Consider the following 24,576-nt stretch of genomic DNA (forward strand, 5'->3'; position numbering starts at 1 on the left):
AATGAGAGATTAAAACTTCTGGAAGCAATAGTTTGACAATAGCAAATAAATCAGGGGTAAGCATAGAGTTTTTTAATAAGCAAAGTTTAAACTTTTTATGCTACTCCACAACTTTTTGTGTTGATCCCACACTGTTCACTTATCACTGAAATCGAAATTGAAATTGAAACTAAACACTGAATACTGAATACTGAACACTAAATACTGAATACTGTATGATACAGAGACTCACGAAGCTATTTCCCTGGTATTGAAGATACAAATATTTTAATATAAAATTTTATGCTTTTTGACACGAATTCCACTAATTCCCACAAATGTCTAAATGTTATAATATAGTAAACTGCGACTAAACATTATAACTTTATTTTTTCTCGCAAAGTCGCTAAGACGCAAAAAGGCACACTGTTCACTTATCACTGAAATCGAAATTGAAATTGAAACTAAACACTGAATACTGAACACTAAACACTGAATACTGAACACTGAATACTGATCACTAATTAGCTACTTCACTGATAAATTTAATACGATATAAGCGCAGCTCTTCATCGTCATAATCACCATCAAATTCTTCGATAGCATCATCAATATTATCGGATTCTGATTCCATAAAATAATCATGAATTTCTTCTTGCTGATCTTCATCTAAAATATCATCAATCCAATAATTGATATTCAATTTAGTACCAGAATAGACTATAGCTTCCATCTCTTTAATGAAATCTTCCATAGACATCCCTTTTGATGATGCAATATCATCTAAAGGTAATTTTCTATCAATGTTTTGAATGATATACAGCTTATTGGCTGAATTAGTCCCAGTTGATTTTACAACCATATCGTCTGGACGAACTATATCATTTTCTTCAACATAGTTAGAAATTAATTCCACAAAATCTTTACCATATTTTTTAGATTTTCCCTCTCCAACCCCATGAACATTAGATAGTTCTATTAAATTAACCGGATATTTTAAAGCCATATCTTCAAGTGAAGGATCTTGAAAAATAACAAATGGCGGTACGCCTAGCTTTTTTGCATTCTTCTTACGCAAATCCTTGAGCATGTTCATTAATAATTCATCTATTACTGCACCGCCTCCTTTAGCTGCTGTAATAATGGTACCATCTTCCTGCTCGCCTTCAAAAATATGGTCTTCAGTCATCATAAACGACGTAGGCGCCTTTAAAAAAGACCTACCGGATTCACTTAACTTAATAACCCCATACGTTTCTATATCTTTTTTCAGAAGGCCAGCGACCAACGCTTGTCTCAATAACGCCATCCAATGTTTCTTATCTTTATCCTTACCCTTTCCAAAAAATGGCTGTTCATTGGTCTTATGGGAATTAATTAAGGCATTTTCTTTACCAACAATAACATTTACCAGGTCTTTAGACTTATACTTTTCGTTGGTTTTATCTATAATTTCTAATAATAGCACAACATCTTCTTTTGCCTCATGGCGCTTTTTTGGATGTCTAACATTATCATCCATATCACCGCCTTCACCCGTTTCATTATCAAACTCTTCGCCAAAATAATGCAAAATAAATTTTCTTCTGGAAATAGATGTTTCAGCAAATGCAATGACCTCTTGTAATAATGCCTGTCCAATCTCTTGCTCCGCAACGGGCTTGCCGGACATGAATTTTTCTAATTTTTCAATATCCTTATAAGCATAATACGCCAAACAATGCCCTTCGCCACCATCGCGTCCTGCTCTACCAGTTTCTTGATAATAACTTTCTATACTTTTGGGAATGTCATGGTGAATTACAAAACGCACATCTGGTTTATCTATTCCCATACCAAAAGCAATAGTAGCCACAACCACATCGACATCTTCCATTAGGAATTTATCCTGATAGCTAGATCTTGATTTTGCATCTAATCCTGCATGATACGGCACTGCTTTTATACCGTTTACCTGCAATACCTGAGCAAGCTCTTCAACACGTTTCCTACTTAAGCAATATACAATACCGGACTTACCTTCATTTTGTTTTATAAAACGAATAATATCGGCGTCTACATGCTTTGTTTTTGGTCTAACCTCATAGTATAAATTGGGTCTATTAAAAGAAGCTTTAAAGGTTTTTGCATTATTGATCCCTAAATTCTTTATAATATCTTCCTGAACTTTTGGTGTCGCAGTTGCAGTTAAACCAATAATAGGAATGTTATCTCCTATTCTAGCAATAATATGGCGTAGATTCCTATACTCTGGTCTAAAATCATGTCCCCATTCACTAATACAGTGTGCCTCGTCAATAGCCATGAAAGAGATTTTTACAGAACGTAAAAACTCAACATTTTCCTCTTTGGTCAAAGATTCCGGTGCCACATATAATAGCTTGGTAATACCATTTACAATATCCTCTTTAACACGTTTTACTTCTGTTTTATTTAATGAAGAATTTAGCACATGTGCAACGCCTTCTTCATTAGAAATACCCCTAATGGCATCTACTTGATTTTTCATTAAGGCTATTAACGGTGATACCACAATAGCGGTACCCTCTTGCATTAATGCCGGCAACTGGTAACACAGCGATTTTCCGCCGCCAGTTGGCATAATTACAAATGTATGATTTCTTGATAAAACGCTTTCTACAACATCTTCCTGCAAGCCCTTAAATTGGTTGAATCCAAAATATTTTTTAAGAGCGGAGTGCAGATCACTTTTGGTTAATAACATGAACTGAATAAAAATTTATTTACTTATTATCACACACTAAAATATTAAGCCTTTTACTTATTAATTTAATAGTGCATTTAGAGACCCCCTCATTTTTTTTTCGTTAGTTTTGTAACGAAAATCCAAAGTACAACAAAATTTAATTTGATTACCATTAAAGATAGTAAAATCTTTAAAAGCATCAACTAAAAAAAAGTATAAATTTTGAATAGTAAAAATTCTATTACACAAACTGCAAAATTAACCATTGAAATGGAAAGTCAGGCCATTTCTAATTTGTCCAGTTTAATAACTGATGATTTTGCAGAGACCGTTCAACTTATTTACAATTCCAAAGGTCGTGTTATTATTACAGGAATTGGCAAAAGCGCCATCATTGCCAACAAAATTGTAGCCACATTAAATTCTACAGGAACACCATCTGTTTTTATGCATGCTGCCGACGCCATTCATGGTGATTTAGGGCTTATTCTTAAAGATGATATTGTTATTTGTATTTCTAAAAGTGGGAATACTCCAGAAATTAAAGTTTTAGTCCCGCTCATAAAAAGTGCTCACAATAAAATGATTGCCATAACGGGAAATAAAGACTCCTTTTTAGGGCAACAAGCCGACTATATTCTAAATACGTTTGTTGAAAAAGAAGCTTGTCCAAATAATTTAGCGCCTACCACCAGTACCACGGCACAGTTGGTTATGGGGGATGCCTTAGCTGTTTGTTTATTGGAAATACGTGGTTTTTCAAGCAATGATTTTGCAAAATACCATCCTGGAGGTGCCTTAGGGAAAAAATTATATTTACGGGTTCAAGATATAGCATCGGTAAATCAAAAACCTAAAGTGATTCCGACTACAAACATAAAAGATATAATAATAGAGATTACCGAAAAAATGCTAGGGGTTACTGCTGTTGTAGAAAACGATAAAATCACGGGAATTATTACTGATGGGGATTTACGTAGAATGTTAAGTAAAGTGGATGATTTTTCCTCACTAACTGCAACCGATATTATGAGTGCCAACCCAAAACGCATCAATGCTGAAGCTATGGCCATTGAAGCTTTAGAAGTTATGGAAACAAATGGAATTTCTCAGTTACTCGTTGAAGAAAATGGTAACTATGCCGGTGTTATACATTTACACGATTTAATAAAAGAAGGAATTATATAATGGCAAAAAAAAATATAAATGAGATGTCTTTTTTAGATCATCTTGAAGATTTAAGGTGGCATTTAATTAGAATTTGTATGGCTGTTGTAATAGTCGCAACCCTGGCCTTTATTTTTAGCCGCTTTATATTTGACGTCATAATTTTTGCGCCTACCAAAATGGATTTTCCAACCTATCATTTTCTTTGTGATGCAGCAAATTTTATAGGTATAAACACGACCTTTTGTGCTGAAGAAATGCCAATGATAATACAAAATCGTACGATGGCAGGGCAATTTTCAGCCGATATTTGGACAGCTATTTTAGGCGGTTTCATTATTTCTTTCCCTTATGTTATATATCAATTATGGAAATTTATTAGCCCAGGGTTACATTCTAATGAACGTAAACACTCCAGAGGTTTTATTATTATTTCATCTCTCCTGTTCTTTATAGGTGTATTATTTGGTTACTTTATTATAACCCCTTTATCACTTAATTTTTTAGCAAATTATAGTATTTCCGATATAGTGGATAACCAGATCGATATTAGTTCGTACATAGCGTTAGTACGCTCATCTGCATTAGCTTCAGGTTTAATTTTTGAGCTACCGATCATCATCTATTTTTTAACCAAAATAGGCTTGGTAACTCCAGAAATATTGAGAAAATACAGAAAATATGCCTTGGTAGTTGTATTAATTTTATCTGCCATTATTACACCGCCAGATATTGCCAGTCAAGTCATTGTAGCTATTCCCATTATAATTTTATACCAAGCGAGTATTTATATTTCTAAAATTGTTATTAGAAATCAAAAAAGAAAAGAAAAACAACATGTCTGATATTGTTAACGAATTTAATGCGTACCGCTCTAAAATGAACGATAAAATTTTAGCAGATAATAACAAAGTCATAAAACGCATCTTTAATTTAGATACCAACGCCTACGCAGAAGGTGCCCTAGATGTTAAAACCAAAGAACTTTTAGGCCTAGTAGCCTCCACTGTTTTACGTTGCGACGATTGCATAAAATACCACATGGAAACCAGCTACAAAATTGGTTTAAAAAAGGAAGAAGTTGTTGAAGCATTAAGTATAGCCACATTAGTTGGTGGCACTATTGTTATTCCACATTTGCGCCGTGCCTACGAATTTTGGGACGCCTTGGAGACCCAAAAATAAATAGGTTTTATGCGAACTTGTAGATAATTAAAACAAAGACAACAAACAACAATATAAAATTCGAACATCAGCTATAATAGTGTATATGATTTTACTATTTTTAGCGTTCAGTATATAACTTATGATTTTAAAAGCCGAAAATTTAATGAAGTCCTATAGTGGGCGTAAAGTGGTTAAAGATGTTTCTCTTGAAGTAAACCAAGGCGAAATTGTAGGTCTTTTGGGTCCTAATGGTGCAGGGAAAACCACGTCTTTTTATATGATTGTTGGCTTAATAAAACCTAATGACGGTCATATTTTTTTAGACAATACCGAAATCACCAAATACCCTATGTACAAACGTGCACAGAATGGTATTGGTTATTTGGCACAAGAAGCTTCTGTTTTCAGAAAATTAAGTATTGAAGATAATATTCTAAGTGTTCTGCAACTTACAAAGCTCAGCAAGAAGCAACAACATGATAAAATGGAATCGCTCATTGAAGAATTTGGCCTAGGGCATATTCGCAAAAGCCGAGGCGATTTATTATCGGGAGGTGAACGTCGTCGTACAGAGATCGCTCGTGCTTTAGCTACCGATCCCAGTTTTATTTTATTGGATGAACCATTTGCAGGTGTAGACCCTGTGGCAGTTGAAGACATACAACGCATTGTAGCTCAGCTTACCAAAAAAAATATTGGTATATTAATTACCGATCATAACGTACAAGAAACTCTTGCTATTACAGATAGAACGTATTTAATGTTTGAAGGCAGTATACTTAAAGCAGGAAAGCCCGAAGAACTTGCTAATGACGAAATGGTGCGTAAGGTATACTTAGGCCAAAACTTTGAGCTTCGTAAGAAGAAGATTAGAGACTAAGCCTTACTTGGTGATTCTTTTCTCCTTTTTTGTCATTCCTACTTGTTAGGTCTATGCATGATCCATTAATAGTTAACGAATCCTTTTTAAATAAGTTAAAACCATTTGCTCCGGTATTGCACTCATTAAAGATTTAATCTTTATTACCCCCTCCTTTCTTCTCTTTTATTTTATACCAGTTGTGGTACTTCTTATTTTGAAATGGTATAATTAAAATTGCTTACTAAAATTTACTCTTTTTCACCTTTCTTTTGATTCATAGTAATACCATTTACACCTTGAATTTACCCAATAAAATGTGTCTTTTTGCACTACATTTCGTTATAAAAATAAAACAGAGTGAAGACTATGCTTAATTTTTATGCCTCATCTACCACAAAAAACCATCATTTTATTTTTGTGTAAACTCAAAGTATAACTATATAACAGGAGTTAAAAAATAACTCTCTATAAAATAATATTAAAACATTTTGAGGTATCTAAAATTTAATTATATCTTTATGATATCAAAATAATATCATTTTAAATCAACCTGTAAATCATGAAAGAAGAAAAAATTATTACTCCAGCCAATGGTTATCTTATGCTATTTGTTTTATTAATCATTATTTTTGGAAGTATCTTTATGGCTTTTTATAAAGAAAATCCAGAATACATTTTTCCAATCATTCTAGCAATACCAATGATCCCAGGTTTTATTATGGTTCAACCTAATAACTCTAGAGTTCTATTACTTTTCGGAAAATATATTGGTACCGTAAAAAGGAATGGTTTTTATTGGGTAAACCCGTTTTACACTAAAAACAAAATTTCCTTAAGGGCTCGTAATTTTGATAGTGAGCGTTTAAAAGTTAACGACAAACTTGGCAACCCAATAATGATAAGTACCATATTAGTATGGCGTGTTTTAGACACTTATAAAGCCGCTTTTGATGTGGATAATTACGAGAACTTTGTACGTGTCCAAACAGATGCAGCTGTTCGAAAACTAGCAAGTATGTATCCGTATGATAATTTTGCAGACGAAGGACATACTGAAGATATCACTCTTCGTTCTAGTGTTAACGAAGTAAGCGAAGCACTAGAAAAAGAAATTGATGAACGTTTATCTATTGCTGGAATTGAAGTTTTAGAAGCACGAATTGGTTATTTGGCTTATGCCCAAGAAATCGCAAATGCCATGTTAAAGCGGCAACAGGCAACAGCCATAGTTGCGGCAAGACACAAAATTGTAGAAGGTGCTGTGAGCATGGTAGAAATGGCACTGGATGAATTAGGTAAAAAAGAGATTGTAGAGTTAGACGAAGAGCGTAAGGCAGCAATGGTTAGCAACCTCATGGTTATTTTATGTGGAGACAAAGATGCGTCGCCAGTTTTAAATACAGGGACTTTAAATCAATAAAATGAGGGTTTTTAAAGAAGAACAACGGTTTACACAAAAGTGGTTAATCGTATTACTAAGTATATCTTCTATTTTTCCAATATTTATAATCACCAAAATATTTTTAGTAGAAAATAGTATGAATCTGCTCGAATATATAAGTATTATGGGCATGATTTTAATCGCGATTGGGTTCATATTTATTTTTAAATTAAAGACAAGAATTGACGAAATTGGCATACATTATCAGTTTTTCCCTTTTCATTTTAAAATGAAAACCATATTTTGGGGAAATATAAAATCAGCTAAAACAAGAAAATATAATGCGCTATCAGAATATGGTGGTTGGGGATTAAAAGGGAGCTGGCTTGGAAAAAAAAACAACGGTATTGCTATAAATATTAAAGGAAATATAGGGATTCAGTTAATACTTGTCGATGAAAAAAAAATATTAATAGGCACTCAAAAAAGATTTGATGCAGATAATGTTATAGCTAGATATTTACATAAAAAATAAAATGGCAAAAAAGAAAGCTTTCGCATTGCGAATTAATGAAGACATGCTAAAGGCTATTGAAAAATGGGCTTCGGATGAATTCCGCAGTACCAATGGTCAGATAGAATGGATGCTTAATGAAAGCTTAAAAAAGGCTAAACGGAATCCTAAAAAGTCTAATTCTAAAGAGTCTTGAGCTATTACTTGTCATTCCTGTAGAGGCAGGAATCCACTTGAATGTTAGAAATATTAAATAATTCCTTTTTATCCAAAAAATAAAATTTTATTTAGATTATGAATCCCTCCCCACTACTCCTTTAATAATTTCCTTTTAATAGCCTTAAATAATTTAACTGTCAAAAGAGCTGCAAGCCCCACTAACAAGCCTACTATAAAATCCCTTACAAAAGAAGGCAATACACCCAAAAAGTGATGGAAAAATTCAATATTATGAACAAAGATCCCGCCTGCTACCAAAATCAGGGCAATGGTGCCAATTACAGATAAACTTTTAATAACCACGGGAAGCGCTCTAATTAAAAAGTTTCCAATAAACTTTGAAACACTTTTTTCTTTAGGGCTAAAACTAACAAGCCTGTACCCCAGATCATCCATTCTAACAATAAGAGCAACGATCCCATAAACACCTATAGTTGCTATCAGGGCTACTATGGTCACAACCAGTACTTGAAACAAAATAGGCTTTCCTAAAACAGTGCCCAAAGCAATAATTACGATTTCAACAGATAAAATAAAATCGGTGAAAATGGCCGATTTTATTTTCTTTTTTTCGAGAATTAACTGGCTTTCCTTAGATGTGTCCGTACCCTCAATGGTCGCTTTAACAGGTTCATGGGGCACAAAAAATTCATATATTTTTTCTGCGCCTTCAAAAGCCAAATAAACCCCACCTAATACTAATGATAAAGTAATGGCCCACGGTGCAAAAGCACTTAATAAAAAAGCAATCGGTAAAATAATTAGCTTGTTAAGTGCAGACCCTTTCATAATAGCCCACAAAACCGGCAGCTCCCTAGAAGACACAAAACCCGTCGCTTTTTCAGCATTTACAGCCAAATCGTCTCCTAAAATACCCGCTGTCTTCTTTGTAGTAATCTTACTCATAACAACAACGTCGTCCATCAAAGTTGCTATATCATCTAGTAACGCAAAAAATCCTGAGGCCATTCTAATTATTTAGATGTTGAATTGTCAATAAGAGACATGATTATGTAAAGTAAAATAATGACAGGTATCGCAGCAAACTGCAATACGATTAATAGTACCACACAGAGCAACATAAATATATAGCGCGTGGCATTGTCCTTAAAACTCCAATTTTTGAATTTTAAAGCAAATAACTTGATGTTTGAATTTAGTAGATAACAACTTAAAAACGTGAGACCAATCAAAAACCATTTGTTAAGAATAATAGTATTAATAAAATCATTATTCTGAAATTCCATTATTAATGGCAACGATACTATTAACAAAGTATTAGCCGGCGTTGGAAGGCCTTTAAAATAACTTTGCTGTTCGGTATCCAGATTAAAATTTGCTAAACGATAGGCAGAGGCTAGTGTTACGAATAATCCTAAAAGAGGAAGAATTGGTAAATTAAAATCCAATCCATCTGTATTTGAAGACCAATTATTATAGGCCACCTCTGAAATATTAGTTGTTAGCGACAACAATTTATACATAATAATTCCTGGCACTAATCCACTGGTTACCATATCTGCAAGCGAATCCAGTTGTAAACCCAACTCACTTTGGACATTAAGTTTTCTAGCAGCAAAACCATCAAAAAAGTCAAAAAATATACCCAAAAAAACAAACAAAGAAGCTGCAATAAAATGATCCTCAATCGTAAAAATAACCGCTATGCTTCCTGATAATAAATTTAAAAGTGTTAGTGCATTAGGAATATGTTGCTTCATATATAAAAAATTGTTTCTGTAAAAATAACAAACAATTATTGTGCAAAACAAGTATTAAACAATATCTATTATAATTTCCAGTTTAATAGATTAATGATTAATAATGATGCCCGTATTAATTATGAAATGATATATGGAAACATTCTTATTTCCTACTTTGATTTATAGTTACGGAATTACAAGTGAACAGATTAAATGAAAAACGAACTAGTTTTAAGTCAGATATTTTTATGATTAAATTGGTATTATGTGCATCTTTGTAAAAAAATTGCGGTTGAAAACTTACATCACTGTATTGCTTTGTACAATATCCGTATCAATATTCAGCCAAACCGTTAGAAAATATTCCAACGAGTTTATGAACATTGGTGTGGACGCTGCTGCTTTGGGTATGAGTAGCGCAGTAACATCTCATTCTGCCGATGTCAATTCCGGTTATTGGAACCCAGCAGGACTATTGACTCTTGAAGACAATCAATTAGCCCTTATGCACTCAAGCTACTTTGCCAACATAGCCAATTACGATTATGCTGCTTTTGCAATGCCTTTGGATAAGCAAAGTGCTGTAGGGATATCATTAATTCGCTTTGCTGTTGATGATATTTTAAACACCACACAACTTATTGATGAGCAGGGCAATATCAATTATGACAGAATCAGTTTGTTTTCTACTGCAGACTACGGGCTAACATTTTCGTATGCAAGAGCGCTTCCCGTACAAGGGTTAAATTATGGCGTAAATGCCAAAGTAATAAGGCGCGTTATTGGTGATTTCGCTTCCTCTTGGGGTTTTGGTTTAGATCTAGGCATACAGTTTGAAACTAATAACAACTGGAAATTTGGTGTTATGGCTCGTGATATTACCACCACTTTTAATGCATGGGCTATTGATAAAAATGAATTTGCCAAGATTCAAGATGCAGTAGCCGGTCAAAATCAAGAATTGCCGGAAACGACTGAGATAACCATTCCAAAATTACAAATTGGTATTTCTAAACTGGTCGATTTTAATTTTGATTACACATTATTAACTGCAGTGAATCTAAATGTTCGTTTTGAGGAAAATAATGATATTATTTCATCATCGTTTGCCAGTGTAAACCCAGCTTTGGGTTTTGAATTTGGGTATATAGACATGGTGTACTTACGTGCCGGGATGGGAAATTTTCAAAATGAGAAACAATTTGATAACACAGAACAATTAAGCTTTCAACCTAGTTTTGGTGTTGGTTTTAAATACAATGGTGTACAAATAGATTATGCTTTTACAGATATTGGGGACCAAAGTGTTGCTTTATATTCGAATGTGTTTTCTTTAAAACTTGATTTTAGTATCTTTCGATAATATTTTTTTAGATGCATAAACCATTACTCTTTTTATTTCTTTTTTTATTTGTTAGAGTTGGCTCTGCTCAAAAAAGCACATTATCTTCCGAAGCAGAAATCAGTGTCCTGACTATTGGGCCAGGAGCTTCTCTAAACGACTCTTTTGGACATAGTGCTTTTAGAGTAACTGACAGGGTAAATAATATTGATTTAGTTTTTAATTATGGGGTTTATGATTTCGAAGCTCCTTATTTTATATTAAAATTTGCCCAAGGAAAATTGAATTATCTAATAGGGCTTGATCATTATATAGTCTTTCTTAAAAGCTACACATCTCAAAACAGAACTATTAAAGAACAAGTTTTAAACTTATCTGAAGAAGAAAAACAAAAACTATTTGATTATTTATTAAATAATATTAAACCTGAAAACAGAAGATATTTATACGATTTCTTCTTTGACAATTGTGCTACAAAAATTAAAGATGTTGCTAATATTAGCTTAAATAATGCTATTGTTTTCAATCCCCCTAAAGACTATAAAGAAGCTACTTTTAGGACTTTAATTCAAAATAATCTCAATAGAAATTCTTGGGGAAGTTTAGGTATAGATGTCGCTTTAGGATCTGTAATAGATAAAAAAGCAACCGCTAAAGAGCATATGTTTTTACCCGAGAATATATACAGGTTCTTTGATAATGCGACAATAAAAAACAGTAACGAACCTTTAGTTAAAGAAAGCCACGTTTTATATTCAAAAAGAGAAACTCCGAAATCCAATACCTTTTTTACAAGCCCTCTTTTTATTTTAGGTATTATAGGTGGCATAATCCTTTTTATAACTTATAGGGATTATAAAAAAAACAAGCAAAGTGTTTGGCTGGATGTCGTTCTTTTTAGCATCACGGGAATTATAGGAATCCTGTTACTGCTGCTTTGGTTTGCAACAGATCATACTGGAACGCATCAAAACTATAATCTACTTTGGGCATGTGCCCTTAATATTCTCGTTATTCGACAACTATTTAGAAAAAAAGTAAGTGATTGGTTTATTAAATATTTGAAGTTTTTAATAATCCTACTATGCTTGTTGATCTTACATTGGATTATTGGAATACAAGTATATGCGATTGGATTAATCCCGTTTTTAATAGCTCTATTTATAAGATATTTATATTTAGTGGTGCACTTCAACAAACCACATATCTAAACACTGCTTACAGACAACTGAACACTGCTTACTGAGTACTGACACTCCTAACTGTGGGTACATCTTTTCTACCAATGACGCTAAGGCGCAAAGAAATTCTGAATGCCAAATGTTGAAAATGAATGTGAAGACTGAATACCTCAAACCTAATTCCTCATCCTAATACCTGACACCGAAATTGAAATCGAAATTGAAATTGAATACCAAATTCTCGCAAAGGCGCTAAGTAAAAATGATTAGCTAAGAGCTGTTTATTGAAGACTGCTCACTACTTTTCAAAGTTAATATTTTTAATCGCGCTAAGACGCAAAGTCGCCAAGGAAATACTGAAGACTGCCCACTGCCCTCTAAATCATTGCCCTCTAAAAAAAATCATGGTACTTATAGTCTTAACCAGAATATTTATATCCAATAAAAAACTTTTGTGCTTAATATAATATAAATCGTATTGTAATTTTAGCAAGCTATCGTCAACCGAAGACCCATATCTAGTCTTAACCTGTGCCCAACCCGTAAGACCAGGCTTAATAATATGGCGCGTTTCGTAAAAAGGTAATATTTGAGATAGCTCTTTAACAAAAAACGGACGTTCTGGCCTAGGGCCTATTAAACTCATATCACCTTTTAATATATTGATAAATTGAGGGATCTCATCCAATCTGGAATGTCGTAAAAACCTGCCGAAAAAAGTAACTCTTGAATCTCTTTTTTTTGCCCAAACCGCTCCTGTTTTCTCTGCATTTTTAATCATGGTTCTATACTTTAAAATTCTAAAGGGTTTACCGTTTTTCCCTATCCTTTCTTGCGAATAAAAAAGAGATCCACGATTAGCCACAATATTTCCCAATAAAATAAGCGGTAAAAATATTAAGCCCATAACTATTCCTATTACAGAAATAAGAATATCAAAAAAACGGCGAAAAAACAGGTAAAGTTTGTTTTGATTGCTTCTACTAAATGGAAAATATTTATAAAAATCCTTTCCTACAAATTGTACAGGTATACGTTGCGCCAACTCTTCATATACTTGTGTATATTCCTTTATTGAAAACCCTTCCTCTAAAAGTGAAATAAGTGAATAATAAATTTCTGAAGTAATAGATTCCGAATTATAACTCGCCATCACAATTTCCGTTATATTTTCATCTTTAATTACTTGACGTATTTCGCTGGGCTTATACTCGGAAATGGCATTAAATTTAACGGATTCAAAGCTATTTAATTCACAATTAACAAAACCTGTTATTTTATAATTTGGATCAGAATTATTAAAAGCTTCGACAATAGTTTCAATATTTGAAGTTTCCCCAATAATCAATACTTTTTTATAAAATCTGGGTGAAGTAATAAAAGTTATATAAGCATATCTCCATAAGAATAAGGCAGCAAATATTGCAAAATAAAAATAAAGTATCTGCAAACGGTTATCTGGCAATACAGGTGTGAAAAACGGCGTTAAAAAGTAAAACAGTACAGTCATGGAGACCGTAAAAACAATACTGGTGAAAATTTTTTCAATTTTGCTGGATTTCTGTAAATCATAAAGTTCAAAGATGGTCCCAAATACAGAAACATATAAAACAAGTATAAAAACCCAGGTCCAATTTTCTTTTCTTATTGTAAAATAATCAAAATCGAATGTATTGCTAACAAAATATAGTATAAGTAAAATGGAAATAATATCGAAAATACGCAGTAGAATTTTACGTTCTGAAATATTAAAGTGTATGCTGCGGTTAGACATCTTACTGGTTCAATTGAGAGACTATAAAGATAACAAGTATATTTAATTAAGCTAACATTATTTTAAGACTTTAAACCATTGGTTTTTAACGACATTCCAATCCAATTGTTCTACTATTTTTCTGGCATTTAAAGCCATGGACTTTGATGTTTTTGGCGAGTTTAATAACTGCTCAATAGCTTTAACAAATGCTTTTACTGAATCTGGGGCCACTAAAATCCCAGTAAGACCATCTTCAATTAAAAAAGGCATCCCACCTACATTGGTAGAGATAACCGGTAACCCCAAGGCCATGGCCTCAATAACGCTCACGGGCATATTATCAAAATTTGTGGTATTGATAAAAATGTTATAGTCTTTAGATTTTTCTATCCATGCTTGCTTTGATAATTTCCCCGTAAAAGTCACTTCTACTCTTAAGTCTTTTGCATAGTCCATAGCTTCTTGCAAGCTTCCATCACTATCGGGACCAACCATACAAAGCTCGGCATCTATATTAAGATCTTTTAAGGCTTTTAAAACCTTTATCGCCAATAAAGGATTATATATTTCTGAAAATGAACGCACCCACAATAATTTTACCATATCGAAAGACCTTTCTTTAAACACATAGTTCTTAAGCTCTATCGAATTTGGGATACAAACTATGTTAGTATATCCCCATGTTTCAAAATGTGATTTGATATATTCTGATGGAGCTATGTTCTTATAGGCATGATTAAATATCGCATTTGATAATCTAGGAGATTGTTTTAATCGGTTTGGTAGATTGCCTCCTCGTAAAATAGATATGTATTTTAATTTAAAAAACCGACACAACTGACTAACAACCATTGCATAATAAAAATTAGCTGTACTATAAGTATCAATTAAGACAAAATCTACCTGATTTCTGAATTTAACAACGTTGTACATCATGTCAAACATTCTTAGTAATTTATTTGATTTACTCGAAGACATTTTAACGGTAAACCCTTCAACTTCTAGCAACTTACCTAAAGTTTCAATTGAAGTTTTATTTTTGCCCTTATTGGATAATTTGTTTCCTATGTAAAGAAGGTTTGTCATAATATACATTTAATAAACAAAGTCCATAAATAAAAGCAGGTGCTGCAATTCGCATGGACGAATGGTTTATTGTTAAAAACCAGAATAGGTAAAATGAATAGAAATACACATTTTTTTTATTTCGTAACCTTAGAAGCAATGGTGTTAATAATATTATTAAAAAAGCAACAAAACCAAATATACCGTGCTCAGCAATAATCCTACTCATTTCATTATGTGAAGCAGCATTAACTCCTTCTTTTTCAAACCTTAACTCTTTAAGTTTCCCAACACCAACACCAAAAAAAGGGTTTTTAAAAAATTCATCTAATTCATTGGTTAGCAAACCAGCTCTTCCAGTAGTAATATCTTCTTTTGTTCTCCCTAATGCATCTTCATTATTATAACGTTTGTCTATTAAACCATCTGTACTAGCAGAACTTATAGACCACGTCAAAACTAAACCTATACCTAAAATAAATGTTGAACCAAAAATCTTTCTTCTAATTTTGGATGATGCTTTAAAATAAAATGTAATAATAAATACCAGAACAATTAAAAAAGCAACAAATACACCTCCTCGGCTAAAAGTTACTATAGCTCTATAAGCCATAAAAACCAAAATCCCAATATTTATAACTTTAATAAATAATGCTTTAGACTGCAAAAACAATCTGCCAGCTAATAAAAAAATACCCAATCCTAAAATTGTAGACACTTGATTCGGCCCATACCCTCCTGAAGTTTCAAAATTTGATTGTGTGCCTGATAAAGTATCCTTAATCGTTGGTGAGTATAAAAATAAATATGTTGTTGTACTTATAATTGGTAATAATGCATACATTAATATCTCTTGCAGAGATTTTATTGAAACTTTTCTTCCATAGCAATACAACGCAGTTATTCCCAAACATACTGGTCCACTTATGTTAAAAGCTATGGCTGTACGTAAATTTGTCCCGTAATTTAAACTTGAAGATGCTACGATAATCCCTGGAAATAAAAAAACTAAATAAATTATATATGTATATGATTTTTTATTAATTCCATCACCAATTAACATACCTATAAACAAAAAAACAACAACTAAATACTTAGATGCTTCATGTAAAAAATTACCGTTTGTCATCCTGAAAAAAACTTCTGAACCAACAATGTAAGCACATGAGCTTAAAACATATATATACCTTCTATTAGGAGGTGATTTAATAATACTAAAAGCACATATTCCTAAAACAATTAAAAAAAACATCTTAGATATTGGTTTAAAAAGGTACACACCTAAACCTATACAGACATGTAATATAATTTGATTTATATAATAGTACCCTTTAAACATTTTAAAGTTGTATAAATTTCTATTAATTGATCTTTAATTTTATTCTCGCTAAAATTTAAAACAACATTTTTATAGAGTCCCTCTCCACTTTCAATTCTTAATGTCGTATTATTAATATAGTTTAATAATGCTTTAGAAAAAGCTTTGAAATCTCCAGAATTAACTAAACACCCTTCCGATGGTTGTGTTATAACTTTATCACAATCCCCTACATTAGTTGCTACAACAGGTAATTTAGCTAAACCATACTCTAATAACGCCAATGGTAAACCTTCAGACTGTGATGATAAAACACCTATATCACAATGGTTCAAAATATGGTAAATATCGCTTTTACTTCCGTAAATAAAAACATTTTTACTTAGCTTTAAATCATTTATTTTTTCATTCAATTTCGAAGAATAAATATCATTATGGTCTTTTCCTACTAAATGTAAAGTCCACTTATCATGAGTTTTATTTACTTCTTTAAAAGCATCCAATAACATAAAATGGTTCTTCTGACTTCGCAGGTTTGCCAAACATACCATCCGCTTTCCTTTTTCTCCTCTTAAAACCGTTTCTTTTTTTTCTTTAGTACTTACAGATATAAAATTATTTAAAAATGAAACTTTTTTGCATTTTAAATGTTGCTCTGCCCAAACTTTTAGTGTTTGATTTACACTTATAATAGCATTAAATTTATAAGAACAGATTTTTAAGATTTTAAACTTCCTTGCTTTCAAAAACTCACTACTACCATAATGATCATGCCATACTAATGTTATTTTATTATTCAATATCTTAATTATTGTCGCTAAAAAAAAAGATGTTGAATGTGCATGAATAACATCAATTTTGTTTTTTCTGACATAAATATAAAGTCGTTTAATTGCCTTAAAATCTAAGGTATGTTTTTTATTCAAAAACATATAGTTAACCCCATCATTAATTGTATTTTTCAACAAACCTTCTGATCTTGTTACACAAATAAAAGTAGGCTTTTCTTTTGATAACATATTGGCATAATTAACCGCCATACGCTCAGCTCCTCCAGAATCTAAAGAATCTATTAATTGTAATATTCTCATGAACCTTTTAATAATTTAATAATCTCGGTTTCAAAAACATCTAAAGTATATTTATGAGACCAATCACTGGCAGATTCAGATATTAATTTTAATCTCTTTTTATTTTCTAAATACGTATTAATACTATCAACAGCATTAACTATAACTGGTTCTATTAAAATACCACGTTTCCCTCTATCTAGCATAAAAGGCAAACAAGAGATCTTTGTTGTTATTGGTATCACTCCAAAAAACATAGCTTCGGAAACTGCCTTAGGCCATCCCTCAGACTTTGATGGAAGTAATAAAAAATGGGTCTTTTTTAATGCTTCTTTTATGACCTCTTTTTTCTTATTTCCTTTTATAGTTATTATACTTTCTAGTTTTTTTCTTACAATATAATCTTCTAGCTCTGCCTTTAAAATACCGTCACCATAAAGTTTTAATGAAACTGGTCTACCTTCTTTATTTAATCTTTCAATAATTTTAATAGCCAGTAATGGTCTTTTTCCTTTTACTAAACTACCTATAAAAATAAAGTTTAGTTTATCATCATAATATCGCGTTATCGAAGATTCTATTTCAGAATTATAAAAACTAGCTGTAAAAAACGGTTTTATATTTTTCGTCTGGTACTTCCATTCTCCATATACAAGTACCTGTATATTTTTGGTAAGTAATGTATTACTTAAAATCCATTTTTGAATACAATAACTTATGGGCTGTTTACTTTTTGGATCCCAATTGCCTGCATATTTCGCTGTTTTTATTTTCTTAGGAAAAAAAGCCTGAACTAAACAACCTAATAGTCCAATATTACCAGGGCAACGTAAATGAACATGATCTGCTTTTTTAATAGCTTTATATATCGTAAAGACTATTTTCGGCAGATTTAAAAGAGAAATAATTGTCTTTTTAAATGATGTAAATTCAATAAAAGGTACCTGATTAAAATATAAGTTACTATGCTGATAAGCTGTTTCTATATTTGAAAATGTTTCATTGGTTTTTGGAGCGATAATCTCCACTTCATCAACATATTTTAGCCATAAATTCATTTCCCGAACATAAGGTGTATACCCATACAAAGTATTTCCCTCTTGTTTATGCTTAGAATGCGATATGACTAAAAACCTCATCTCTTTATTCTAGGCTTATTAAAGATTAAAGAACACCAGCCTACTAACCTTCCCAAACTTTCGGCAAAGGCTTCTTTACGTTTGCGGGTTGTAAAAATATTTGTAAATCTAACAATTGTAAGTAAAAAAGCTGTAGCGTTCCATTTAAAATGCATTTTTAATGTTGGCTCAGAATACTTTACTCTCCATACATACCATCCATTTCTAACTACCATTTTTCCGTATTTATACTTGTTCGGTCTGCCAGAATCATCATGATAATGATATAATTGAGCAGATGTATTAACATATAACTTCCCGATTTTCGAAAGACGTAAACTAAAGTCAGCATCTTCATATAAGCCATAACCATCAAAATAAGTTGAAAACTTCAAAGAGTCAAATACTTCTTTTTTATAAGATGACACCCCTCCCATAATTTGTTCAACTTCATAAATTTTTCCAGATGGGGGAAGAAAACCAACAGATCTTCCATGGGCAAATGTTGGTAAAAAACCAGGTTTATTATTTGGGTGTAACCCGAATAGCCGTCTCAATTTAAACCTTGAAGGTTCGTTACGCATCCATCCATCATAATAAAAATAATTTTTACTTTTTGTGTCAGATTCTCTTTCCCAGGTACCATTGTTATCAATGTAACCGCCTACGGCTAAAGCTCCTTTTTTTATTTCATAGGTTTTTAATAAGTCTTTAAAGTAATTATCTTTAAGTACAATATCATCATCCAGAAAACAAATAATTTCTGAAACATGAGAGACTAAGTTAATCCCATAATTACGTTGTCTCGTTAAGCCCCTATGTTTTTCTTCTACTTTAAAATATTTTAAATTCTCAAACTTATTTTTCTCCAAAAATTTATAGGTTTCATCGTTTACAGATCCATCAATTATCAATATTTCTGAAGGATAAACAGATTGCTTTTTTACTGAATTCAATAAATTCAATAATCGTTTTGGTCGCATATATGTACAGACAATTAATGTAAAATGCATCATTTATGTTGTTTTTTTAATGTATTTGCCCAAAACTGGCTCAACCTCCATTGCTTCATAAAAAGATTAAAATACCTCATGGGGTTTTTAATATTCTGAGATTTGTAATATTTAAGAAATAGTTTTGTCTTATAACCTAACAATTGATATGTTGTTGAATTATTCATTCTATTCAACATTACAGTAGGTGATGGTTTTGGCTGTATATCGCCTTTAAGCCAAGGATGTCTGAAAGGCATTCTAAAACCTCCTATGGGCGCTTTTAAATGTTTAATTTTAATATCTGGAAAGTATACTATGTCTGCACCTGAATTTCTCAGTTGCATTCCAAAATCGGCATCTTCTCCATAGCCAAATTCTAATGCTAAGTCGAATTTAATTTGTTCCAAAAATTTTGAATCTATAACACTACTTCCCGCCCCAAAAGTGCTCCATTGTAAAGGTTTATTATGAATTTCAACTTCATTTTCCTGAAGGTAACTCATTGTTATAACATCCAATTTATAGGATTTTATTTTAGTTATTACATCTTCAAGCAAATTATCTTCAAACTTATTATCATCATCTGCTAAATAAACATAATTGGCAGTTACCTCTTTTAATGCCAAATTACGTGCATTACATGCCCCCATTTTGTGTATAAACTTATGCTTAATTATAAAAGGCCACGTATTATTAGCAATAAAATCTAACTCTGTTTTGCTTTTTGTACCTTCGTTTTGCTCAACAATAATTACTTTTTTTGGTAGTTTAGTTTGGTTTGACAGGTCTTTTAATACATCATACAAATATTCTTTTCTTCCCACGGTAGGTATAATTACATCTATAGAAGTTTTCTGGTTAGTCTCATTTAAAGATAATGGCTCCAGATCAAACCCTAATCTTAATTTTTTTTGATTATAGAAAATACTCCTGAAAAAAGAAAAAAATGGAAACTTTTGTTCATTCACAATAAAGTTTATAAGCAATAAAAAGCTCCATACCCCCTTATAATGTAACCTTGTAAATTTAAATAATTCAAAACCTGAAGCTTTTTTAGATCCCGCTAAAATATTTAAATCGTTTAAAAGCTTGGGTTCTGAGTAACAAAATAAACCTTGTGCCATTCCAGTTTTTGCTATCGAATTTAAAAAAAAATCGAATGAATCATTATAATTCATTTTATTCTGAAATCTCAATAATTGTGAAGCATAAATTGCTCCAACCTGACTACTCATAAGCCATGTCGGGTATTTAACTCTTTTATTTACCTTTAAAAATGGAGAATCTTCTACATATCCTATTTGTTCTGGAATATATTGCTCATTAGAGTAAGAAAGCATCATGTTTTTAAGGTGAAATGATGTTGTTATTCCATGAATATTTAAATTTTCTTTTAATAATTCATGACACCAGACAAGTATCCTTTCAATATTGTTTTTCGCAACATTAAATAATTCTTCTATAGGGTTTTGGGAAGTAATCCTCACTGATTTATTGGTTTTTAAATCAATAAGTTCAGTAACTCGATTGTCGTTATGTATTAACAGAATCATTTTTCTATAATACTTTTATAATATTCTATGTTTATATCGGCATTTTTTTCAATATTAAAAAGTTGTTCTACTTTTTTTCTTGCAGCTTCACCAATTTTGGCACACTTATTCTTATCATTGAACAATTCAATTATACGAGTAGCATAATCATCAATCTTTGATGGATGTACTAAAAAGCCATTTACCTCATCATCAATTAATTCTTGAGCCCAACCTATACTTGTATTCACAACAGGTTTTTGCAAAGCCATTGATTCTATAGTCACCATACCTAAGGTTTCTGCAAAAGATGGGAATGTACATACATGTGCTTTTTTTATGTGTTCTTGAACTTCTGCATATGGTATTTTCCCTAAATAACTACTTTGTTTCTTCGCTTTTTCGGAAAAAAGGTTTTCCATAAGACCGTATGTTGAAAAACTGCCAGTTTTTATATCAGGAGCATCACTTCCTATTAAAATAAGCTTCGCTTTTGGATTAGATTCTATTACTTTATTAAATACTTCTGCTAATTCTAAAACACCTTTTTTTCTTATTATCGTCCCAATATATAACATTGAATTTTCATTATAGACATGAGGCTTTTCATTAAGAAAATGGTTTAACTGTAACCCATAATGTATAACCTTAATTTTGTTATTATTCAGTCCAAATATTTTTTGTGTTTCCCTTCCAGCATACGCTGTTGGGGCAACATAAGCCTTTGCTTTTTTTAAGGCCAATTTTTCAAAAATAAAATTCTTGAATTTTTGTTTTCTCTTTTCTAATTTACAGAAGTATGCATCGCTACCATGAAATCTTATAACTAAGGGGATCTTAAATTTCATAAAAGCTGTTATTCCTGTCCAGTCTGGGGCTTCTATAATTTTTATGTGCTTCTTTTTAACAATATCATTTACATAGTTTTGAATATGTTTTCTATAAAAAAACCAGGTAGCAACCTTAAATCGTTTCTTTTTAATTAAGTGAATTTCCACATTTTCGTCTATAAATATCTCATTTTTATTCTGGTGATAAACAAAAACTGTAACATCAATACCTTTATCTGCCAAAGCTATTGCAAGATTTTTAATACTTGTGCCTATGCCTGCCGCATGCTTTATCTTAGCATGGGGGTATTCTGATGTAACAAAGCCTAATTTCATTTATAAAATTTTATCAAACATATTTATACCGCCATAAAAGGTAAGTGCTATAAAAACTAAGTAATTAGTAATAATAAGTTTCTCTGAGATAGCTTTACTTTCTTCTAAATTAAAATACCAAATAAATGACATTATAAAAACCGGGGCTAGCCATCTTAACTCCACATTAGAAATAATAATTAAAGAAAAAACAGATAGCATAACGATCACTGAGCTCGGAATAAACATATTATAACCTATACCTCTCTTTTTAATTAGCTCTACCAAAGGAAGAATAATGATAAGGATGAATATAAACCCTAATTGCCTAAATGAAGATAAAGCAGCATATATAAAATCCTTAAAAAATTCTTTTATAGTGAGGCTTAAATCAAAAACAAGACTTTCTAAAATACTATTAGGCAACGATTCTTCTCCATTAGTATCAACATAAATTTGTGTTTCCTGCCATGTTGGGTGCTTTCCTTTTTTTAAATCACCTTTATTAACAAGTAGCTGAGCAAGGTACTGCCTTTGTGTCCAAGTAACATTCACAGATTTCGGAGGTGCTTTTAAATCGTAGGACAACGTTCCCTTTTGTTTTAAAGAGGGCAGGTTAAAACACAATAAAACGATAACAAATAATGAAGGGAACAGAAGTTTTAATTTTACTATTTTATCCTTGTGCTTATATACTATAAAGAAGGCCAGCAATATTACCGGAAAATATATAATAGTCAATGCTCGTGTAAAAAAAGCAACAGCCAATGCTATAAATGCTATATTGCTATTAAAAGTATAGTTTTTACATAACTGAAAAATTTCATTAAAAAAAATCACCAATGATACAGTATATAATGCATCGTTAGTCCCATAAAAAAAGAAAATCGTAGTGCACAAGTAAAATAAAAAGGCCGCAAAGAATAAGATTGATGGTTTATTACGCTTCCAAAAGTAAACACCTAACATTATAGTTACAAGCAAACTAACAAACCTTAAAGCTATATATTTTTTAAAAATAAAGGTTAGTGGATATGCTAAAAGCATATAGGGTATGGATATGTTTTTTTTTATGGCAGCAATCCAACCTTCTTTTTCAATAAAGTTTAAGTCATTAATAAAAAGTTGTTCGTCTCCTCTTCCAATAGGAATTTTCATTATATATATTGTTGTGAAAATCGTATAAAAAAGTATCCCTAATACAAATACCAACTTTAAAACACGTTCTAGCCTATCCATTAAATGTAATTATATTATTCACAACACACTCCACGTCTAGCTCATAAAACATTGGTAATCTTAATAACTGGTTAGCGAACTTGTCACTATTCAACAATACTCTACCATCATGTCTATCTTTATAGTAATCGCTAGCATGCAAACTTAAATAATGAAAAACAGCGTCAATATCACACATTTTTAAATGTTTTATTAAATCAGATCTTTGCTGTTCTGAATTACATACTAAATAAAATATATGACCATTATTAGTTTCCTTTTCTGGTATCGGCATTATTTTAATTTGATTATCGTTTGCCCATTGATTTAAGTGATTATGATAATAATGCCAATGAGCTAATCTTTTATTCTGAATATCATCTATATTTTCTATTTGGGCCCATAGAAAAGCTGAAATAATTTCTGAAGGTAAAAATGAAGACCCTGTATCTACCCAACCATATTTATTCACTTCTCCCCTAAAAAACTCTGCTCTATTGGTTCCCTTTTCCCAAATAATTTCAGCTCTATTTATAAATCGGTCATCATTTATTGTCAATAACCCTCCTTCTCCTGAAATAATATTTTTTGTCTCATGAAATGAAAAAGCTGCCATGTGTCCAATAGAGCCTAACGGTTTTCCTTTATATTTAGAGCTAATTGCCTGGGCAGCATCTTCTATTACTATTAAATTATACCGAGAAGCTATACTCATAATTGTATCCATATCGCATGAAACTCCAGCATAATGCACCACAACTATAGCTTTTGTTTTTGATGTTATTAAAGTTTCTATTTTTGTAGCATCAATATTTGGGTTATTGGAATAGGAATCTGCAAATACTATATTTGCTCCTTGGCGAATAAAAGCTATTGCTGTAGAGACAAAAGTAAAACTAGGCATAATTACCTCATCTCCTTGTTTTATATTGGCTAGCATAGCACACATTTCCAGGGCATCTGTACATGATGTTGTTAGCAATGCTTTTTTAAACCCAAATGTGTTTTCAAAATAGTCTTGACATAACTTAGTATAATAGCCATTACCAGATATTTTGCCACGTTTTACAGCATCTTCAATATAATGAGTCTCCTGTCCAGTAAGGTATGGTTTATTAAATCCTATCTTCATCCTTT

Annotated in this window: 22 protein-coding genes; 9 read left to right on the top strand and 13 right to left on the bottom strand. The window is 31.6% G+C overall.

Annotated elements, in window-relative coordinates; all coding sequences use genetic code 11:
* Positions 1 to 499: 499 nt before the first annotated feature.
* Complete coding sequence (locus PQO00_RS03955) at positions 500 to 2,704, bottom strand: ATP-dependent DNA helicase RecQ (protein WP_274183536.1); 2,205 nt, start codon at positions 2,702 to 2,704, stop codon at positions 500 to 502.
* Between the two features lie 252 nt (positions 2,705 to 2,956).
* Here PQO00_RS03955 and PQO00_RS03960 point away from each other — a divergent pair, with 252 nt between their 5' ends.
* The 7 genes from PQO00_RS03960 (at position 2,957) to PQO00_RS03990 (ending at position 7,973) form a co-directional block, all read left to right on the top strand.
* Positions 2,957 to 3,874 (top strand): SIS domain-containing protein, encoded by a 918-nt coding sequence (locus PQO00_RS03960; protein ID WP_274183784.1) that lies wholly within the window; start codon positions 2,957 to 2,959, stop codon positions 3,872 to 3,874.
* Complete coding sequence (gene tatC, locus PQO00_RS03965) at positions 3,874 to 4,698, top strand: twin-arginine translocase subunit TatC (RefSeq protein WP_274183537.1); 825 nt, start codon at positions 3,874 to 3,876, stop codon at positions 4,696 to 4,698. The genes PQO00_RS03960 and tatC overlap by 1 nt, the downstream gene beginning before the upstream one ends.
* On the top strand, positions 4,691 to 5,038 hold the full coding sequence (locus PQO00_RS03970; RefSeq protein WP_274183538.1) for a carboxymuconolactone decarboxylase family protein: 348 nt from the start codon (positions 4,691 to 4,693) through the stop codon (positions 5,036 to 5,038). Before tatC ends, PQO00_RS03970 begins: the two co-directional genes overlap by 8 nt.
* Before the next feature lie 121 nt (positions 5,039 to 5,159).
* Positions 5,160 to 5,900, top strand: a complete 741-nt coding sequence (lptB, locus tag PQO00_RS03975; protein WP_274183539.1) for an LPS export ABC transporter ATP-binding protein — start codon at positions 5,160 to 5,162, stop codon at positions 5,898 to 5,900.
* Positions 5,901 to 6,441: 541 nt separating this feature from the next.
* On the top strand, positions 6,442 to 7,302 hold the full coding sequence (locus tag PQO00_RS03980; protein WP_274183540.1) for an SPFH domain-containing protein: 861 nt from the start codon (positions 6,442 to 6,444) through the stop codon (positions 7,300 to 7,302).
* Between the two features lies 1 nt (position 7,303).
* Positions 7,304 to 7,798 (top strand): hypothetical protein, encoded by a 495-nt coding sequence (locus tag PQO00_RS03985; RefSeq protein WP_274183541.1) that lies wholly within the window; start codon positions 7,304 to 7,306, stop codon positions 7,796 to 7,798.
* A 1-nt stretch (position 7,799) separates the two neighbouring features.
* On the top strand, positions 7,800 to 7,973 hold the full coding sequence (locus PQO00_RS03990) for an Arc family DNA-binding protein (protein ID WP_274183542.1): 174 nt from the start codon (positions 7,800 to 7,802) through the stop codon (positions 7,971 to 7,973).
* 113 nt (positions 7,974 to 8,086) lie between these two features.
* On the opposite strand, the gene PQO00_RS03995 is transcribed toward PQO00_RS03990, so the two are convergent.
* Both PQO00_RS03995 and PQO00_RS04000 read right to left on the bottom strand, forming a co-directional pair.
* On the bottom strand, positions 8,087 to 8,965 hold the full coding sequence (locus tag PQO00_RS03995; RefSeq protein ID WP_274183543.1) for a DUF808 domain-containing protein: 879 nt from the start codon (positions 8,963 to 8,965) through the stop codon (positions 8,087 to 8,089).
* 5 nt (positions 8,966 to 8,970) lie between these two features.
* Entirely contained in the window at positions 8,971 to 9,717 is a 747-nt protein-coding gene (locus PQO00_RS04000) for a phosphatidylcholine/phosphatidylserine synthase (RefSeq protein WP_274183544.1), read from the bottom strand.
* Positions 9,718 to 10,075: 358 nt separating this feature from the next.
* Between PQO00_RS04000 and PQO00_RS04005 the strand changes: the two genes are divergently transcribed.
* Both PQO00_RS04005 and PQO00_RS04010 read left to right on the top strand, forming a co-directional pair.
* On the top strand, positions 10,076 to 11,062 hold the full coding sequence (locus tag PQO00_RS04005; protein ID WP_274183785.1) for a PorV/PorQ family protein: 987 nt from the start codon (positions 10,076 to 10,078) through the stop codon (positions 11,060 to 11,062).
* Between the two features lie 11 nt (positions 11,063 to 11,073).
* Positions 11,074 to 12,252, top strand: a complete 1,179-nt coding sequence (locus tag PQO00_RS04010; RefSeq protein ID WP_274183545.1) for a DUF4105 domain-containing protein — start codon at positions 11,074 to 11,076, stop codon at positions 12,250 to 12,252.
* Between the two features lie 352 nt (positions 12,253 to 12,604).
* On the opposite strand, the gene PQO00_RS04015 is transcribed toward PQO00_RS04010, so the two are convergent.
* The 10 genes from PQO00_RS04015 to rffA form a co-directional block, all read right to left on the bottom strand.
* Positions 12,605 to 13,996, bottom strand: coding sequence for a sugar transferase (locus PQO00_RS04015; protein ID WP_274183546.1), 1,392 nt, complete (start codon positions 13,994 to 13,996; stop codon positions 12,605 to 12,607).
* Between the two features lie 57 nt (positions 13,997 to 14,053).
* The gene (locus PQO00_RS04020; RefSeq protein WP_274183547.1) at positions 14,054 to 15,064 is read right to left on the bottom strand and encodes a glycosyltransferase family 4 protein; all 1,011 of its coding nucleotides are present in this window, start codon (positions 15,062 to 15,064) and stop codon (positions 14,054 to 14,056) included.
* Positions 15,024 to 16,295, bottom strand: a complete 1,272-nt coding sequence (locus PQO00_RS04025) for an O-antigen ligase (RefSeq protein WP_274183548.1) — start codon at positions 16,293 to 16,295, stop codon at positions 15,024 to 15,026. Before PQO00_RS04025 ends, PQO00_RS04020 begins: the two co-directional genes overlap by 41 nt.
* 62 nt (positions 16,296 to 16,357) lie before the next feature.
* Positions 16,358 to 17,452 (bottom strand): glycosyltransferase, encoded by a 1,095-nt coding sequence (locus PQO00_RS04030; protein WP_274183549.1) that lies wholly within the window; start codon positions 17,450 to 17,452, stop codon positions 16,358 to 16,360.
* On the bottom strand, positions 17,449 to 18,570 hold the full coding sequence (locus PQO00_RS04035) for a glycosyltransferase family 4 protein (RefSeq protein ID WP_274183550.1): 1,122 nt from the start codon (positions 18,568 to 18,570) through the stop codon (positions 17,449 to 17,451). The genes PQO00_RS04030 and PQO00_RS04035 overlap by 4 nt, the downstream gene beginning before the upstream one ends.
* The gene (locus tag PQO00_RS04040; protein WP_274183786.1) at positions 18,567 to 19,562 is read right to left on the bottom strand and encodes a glycosyltransferase family 2 protein; all 996 of its coding nucleotides are present in this window, start codon (positions 19,560 to 19,562) and stop codon (positions 18,567 to 18,569) included. The genes PQO00_RS04035 and PQO00_RS04040 overlap by 4 nt, the downstream gene beginning before the upstream one ends.
* Positions 19,562 to 21,097 (bottom strand): glycosyltransferase family 2 protein, encoded by a 1,536-nt coding sequence (locus PQO00_RS04045; RefSeq protein ID WP_274183551.1) that lies wholly within the window; start codon positions 21,095 to 21,097, stop codon positions 19,562 to 19,564. The genes PQO00_RS04040 and PQO00_RS04045 overlap by 1 nt, the downstream gene beginning before the upstream one ends.
* The gene (locus tag PQO00_RS04050) at positions 21,094 to 22,242 is read right to left on the bottom strand and encodes a glycosyltransferase family 4 protein (RefSeq protein ID WP_274183552.1); all 1,149 of its coding nucleotides are present in this window, start codon (positions 22,240 to 22,242) and stop codon (positions 21,094 to 21,096) included. Before PQO00_RS04050 ends, PQO00_RS04045 begins: the two co-directional genes overlap by 4 nt.
* Positions 22,243 to 23,460, bottom strand: a complete 1,218-nt coding sequence (locus tag PQO00_RS04055; protein WP_274183553.1) for a hypothetical protein — start codon at positions 23,458 to 23,460, stop codon at positions 22,243 to 22,245.
* The gene (gene rffA / locus PQO00_RS04060) at positions 23,453 to 24,571 is read right to left on the bottom strand and encodes a dTDP-4-amino-4,6-dideoxygalactose transaminase (protein ID WP_274183554.1); all 1,119 of its coding nucleotides are present in this window, start codon (positions 24,569 to 24,571) and stop codon (positions 23,453 to 23,455) included. The genes PQO00_RS04055 and rffA overlap by 8 nt, the downstream gene beginning before the upstream one ends.
* Positions 24,572 to 24,576: the final 5 nt, after the last annotated feature.

The organism is Flavivirga sp. 57AJ16 (assembly GCF_028736925.1).
GTDB lineage: Bacteria > Bacteroidota > Bacteroidia > Flavobacteriales > Flavobacteriaceae > Flavivirga.

Excerpts from the sequence above, each read along its gene's own strand:
- PQO00_RS03955 (WP_274183536.1), bottom strand. The coding sequence starts at position 2,704 with ATGTTATTAACCAAAAGTGATCTGCACTCCGCTCTTAAAAAATATTTT.
- PQO00_RS03960 (WP_274183784.1), top strand. The coding sequence starts at position 2,957 with ATGGAAAGTCAGGCCATTTCTAATTTGTCCAGTTTAATAACTGATGAT.
- tatC (WP_274183537.1), top strand. The coding sequence starts at position 3,874 with ATGGCAAAAAAAAATATAAATGAGATGTCTTTTTTAGATCATCTTGAA.
- PQO00_RS03970 (WP_274183538.1), top strand. The coding sequence starts at position 4,691 with ATGTCTGATATTGTTAACGAATTTAATGCGTACCGCTCTAAAATGAAC.
- lptB (WP_274183539.1), top strand. The coding sequence starts at position 5,160 with ATGATTTTAAAAGCCGAAAATTTAATGAAGTCCTATAGTGGGCGTAAA.
- PQO00_RS03980 (WP_274183540.1), top strand. The coding sequence starts at position 6,442 with ATGAAAGAAGAAAAAATTATTACTCCAGCCAATGGTTATCTTATGCTA.
- PQO00_RS03985 (WP_274183541.1), top strand. The coding sequence starts at position 7,304 with ATGAGGGTTTTTAAAGAAGAACAACGGTTTACACAAAAGTGGTTAATC.
- PQO00_RS03990 (WP_274183542.1), top strand. The coding sequence starts at position 7,800 with ATGGCAAAAAAGAAAGCTTTCGCATTGCGAATTAATGAAGACATGCTA.
- PQO00_RS03995 (WP_274183543.1), bottom strand. The coding sequence starts at position 8,965 with ATGGCCTCAGGATTTTTTGCGTTACTAGATGATATAGCAACTTTGATG.
- PQO00_RS04000 (WP_274183544.1), bottom strand. The coding sequence starts at position 9,717 with ATGAAGCAACATATTCCTAATGCACTAACACTTTTAAATTTATTATCA.
- PQO00_RS04005 (WP_274183785.1), top strand. The coding sequence starts at position 10,076 with ATGAACATTGGTGTGGACGCTGCTGCTTTGGGTATGAGTAGCGCAGTA.
- PQO00_RS04010 (WP_274183545.1), top strand. The coding sequence starts at position 11,074 with ATGCATAAACCATTACTCTTTTTATTTCTTTTTTTATTTGTTAGAGTT.
- PQO00_RS04015 (WP_274183546.1), bottom strand. The coding sequence starts at position 13,996 with ATGTCTAACCGCAGCATACACTTTAATATTTCAGAACGTAAAATTCTA.
- PQO00_RS04020 (WP_274183547.1), bottom strand. The coding sequence starts at position 15,064 with ATGACAAACCTTCTTTACATAGGAAACAAATTATCCAATAAGGGCAAA.
- PQO00_RS04025 (WP_274183548.1), bottom strand. The coding sequence starts at position 16,295 with ATGTTTTTTTTAATTGTTTTAGGAATATGTGCTTTTAGTATTATTAAA.
- PQO00_RS04030 (WP_274183549.1), bottom strand. The coding sequence starts at position 17,452 with ATGAGAATATTACAATTAATAGATTCTTTAGATTCTGGAGGAGCTGAG.
- PQO00_RS04035 (WP_274183550.1), bottom strand. The coding sequence starts at position 18,570 with ATGAGGTTTTTAGTCATATCGCATTCTAAGCATAAACAAGAGGGAAAT.
- PQO00_RS04040 (WP_274183786.1), bottom strand. The coding sequence starts at position 19,562 with ATGCATTTTACATTAATTGTCTGTACATATATGCGACCAAAACGATTA.
- PQO00_RS04045 (WP_274183551.1), bottom strand. The coding sequence starts at position 21,097 with ATGATTCTGTTAATACATAACGACAATCGAGTTACTGAACTTATTGAT.
- PQO00_RS04050 (WP_274183552.1), bottom strand. The coding sequence starts at position 22,242 with ATGAAATTAGGCTTTGTTACATCAGAATACCCCCATGCTAAGATAAAG.
- PQO00_RS04055 (WP_274183553.1), bottom strand. The coding sequence starts at position 23,460 with ATGGATAGGCTAGAACGTGTTTTAAAGTTGGTATTTGTATTAGGGATA.
- rffA (WP_274183554.1), bottom strand. The coding sequence starts at position 24,571 with ATGAAGATAGGATTTAATAAACCATACCTTACTGGACAGGAGACTCAT.